The sequence below is a fragment of the Barnesiella sp. CU968 genome, from assembly GCF_905219685.1.
Classification (GTDB): Bacteria; Bacteroidota; Bacteroidia; order Bacteroidales; family Muribaculaceae; genus Lepagella; species Lepagella muris_A.
The window spans coordinates 1-2,474 of record NZ_CAJMXD010000413.1; the positions used below are offsets into that span (position 1 = coordinate 1).

Annotated in this window: 1 protein-coding gene and 1 pseudogene; both read left to right on the top strand. The window is 50.6% G+C overall.

Going from position 1 to position 2,474, the window contains the following annotated elements:
* Window positions 1-598 (top strand): annotated as a pseudogene (locus JX312_RS12215) (SusC/RagA family protein); the annotation flags it as partial.
* 18 nt (window positions 599-616) lie between these two features.
* Window positions 617-2,398, top strand: a complete 1,782-nt coding sequence (locus tag JX312_RS12220) for a RagB/SusD family nutrient uptake outer membrane protein (protein WP_123403544.1) — start codon at window positions 617-619, stop codon at window positions 2,396-2,398.
* Window positions 2,399-2,474: the final 76 nt, after the last annotated feature.

Consider the following 2,474-nt stretch of genomic DNA (forward strand, 5'->3'; position numbering starts at 1 on the left):
AAACAAGATTCCCACCAACTGCGTTGACAACCCCGGAGACCGCTTGAAACTCGGCAACTCTCTGCCCCGCCTGCAATACGGATTCCGCGCCGGCTTCAATTACTACGGTTTCGACGCAAACATCTTCTTCCAGGGAACAGGCAACCACTACTGGTATCCGGAGTCAAGCAACATGCCGTTCTGGGGATTCTTCTCCACTTACGAGCGCTGCTCTTATCTGCGCGGTGATTTCCGCGACATGTACTGGACCGAAGACAATCCCGACGCTTATTTCCCGCGTGCGAAATCAAAGGCTGCAAGCAGCGGATACATGCAGTATAAGAACGACCGTTATCTCCAGAATATCCGTTACCTGCGTCTCAAGAACCTCACCGTCGGATATACGTTCCCCAAGAAATGGACCAGAGTTGCGGGAATCGAAAAACTGAGACTTTATTTCACGGCGGAAAACCTCGCCTACTGGTCTCCTCTCAAAGACAACTGCAAATATATCGATCCGGAAGCTGCATTCGAGCAGAACAGCGACAATGCCCATTGGGACATGCTCGCCTACCCCTGGCCAAAGACTTTCACTTTCGGCATCGACCTCCAGTTCTAATCAAATATCCAGCTAACAATGAAAAAATATATATTATTGGCATTTATCGGTCTGTTGGGTCTGACATCATGCGATGACACCCTTGATGTGACTCCGAGAGACAAGGTTGGCATTGACGAATACTTCCGCACGTCAACCGACCTGGAGCTTTTCTCCAATACTTTCTACAACAGTCTGCTCGACAAGAAACCTTATTCCTATCAGGATGACCATATCGTGAAACAGACCCTGAGCAGCGAGCTTCTCTGCGGTTCTTCGAGAACGGTTCCCGCTTCGGGCGGAGGGTGGACATGGACAGTGCTCCGCAAAATCAACACTCTTCTCGAATACGCTCCCAAGAATTGCACGGATGCCGATGCAGTTAAGAAGTATACTGCCGTCGGACGGTTCTTCCGCGCACATTTCTACTTCGAAAAAGTGAAACGCTTCGGCGATGTGCCATGGGTTGACCGCCAGCTTTTCTCTACCGACGACAAGCTTTATGGCGCACGTGACTCACGTGAGCTGGTGATGGGCAAAATCATCGAGGATCTCGATTACGCCATAGAGAATCTGCCGTCAAGTTCTACGGAAAAGAGCGTATACCGCGTGACTCAGGGCGCCGCTCTGGCTCTCAAATCGCAGGTATGCCTTTTCGAGGGTACTTTCCGCAAATATCATGGACTCAGTCTTGACGGTCATGATTATGAATGGTATCTGCGCCAGTGCGTGGACGCAAGCGAGAAACTGATGAGCGGCGCCTACGGCAAGTACGCTCTTTACAACACCGGCAAACCGGCTCAGGATTACCGCGATCTGTTCGTATTCGACCAGGCGTCCGACAGCAAGACAGAAGTGATTCTTGCCGTAGCCTACAATGTGGGACTTTCAATCTTCCACAACGCAAGCGCATACTGTGTGCTTGACAATCAGGGCAAACCTGCCGTGACAAGAAAACTCGTGTCTTCTTATCTTATGAAGGACGGTTCCCGCTTCACAGACAAGGTTGGCTGGGAGACAATGCAGTTTGCCGATGAGATGAAAGACCGCGACCCGCGCCTGTCACAGTCAATAAGAGGCACAGGCTACATCCGCGTGGGGGAAAAGAGTGTGGAAAGCGCGAATCTGCTCGTATCATCCACCGGTTATCAGCCTATAAAGTTTGTGACGCAGAAAGTCTACCAGAACAATGAAGTTGACCGTTCCGGGCGTTCGTACAACGATATGCCGGTATACAGATACGCCGAAGTTCTTCTCAACTTCGCGGAAGCGAAGGCTGAACTGGGAGAACTCTCCCAGGGAGACCTCGACAAGAGTGTGAACCTCATCCGCAAACGTGCCGGCATGCCGGACATGAAGACAGGCAACAGCGTGGATCCATTCCTGATCAGCCAGGACTTCGGCTATTCCAACTGCAAGGACGGCGACATACTTGAGATCCGCCGTGAGCGCGGCATAGAGCTTTTCATGGAGCACCGCCGCTATTATGACCTGATGCGCTGGAAAGAGGGAAAATGCATAAACCAGCCTATCTACGGCATATATGTGAACGGAGCCGGAGGAATTGACTTCACCGGCGACGGCAGGGAAGACGTGGTGTTCTACGCCAACGGAGGCAGCAAACCTGCTGTCGGCGCTGGTGTACAGACATATGAAATCGGCAAAGACATAATTCTCTCCCAGGATTCAAAGGGATATTCCTGCAACCACCATACACAGGACCGCAAGCCTTTTGACGAAAACCGCGATTATCTTTATCCGATTCCAACCAACGAACTAAGCCTGAACCCGAATCTGACCCAGAATCCGGGATGGAAATAAGTTAAGAAACTGTTTAAATTTAATTGTGAGGTTCATTGAGAGGATTTTATGAGACTCGGTGAAAACAACCATAAAA

What these genes read in the sequence shown, in the direction of transcription:
- JX312_RS12220 (WP_123403544.1), top strand. Translation starts at nt 617, where the DNA reads ATGAAAAAATATATATTATTGGCATTTATCGGTCTGTTGGGTCTGACA.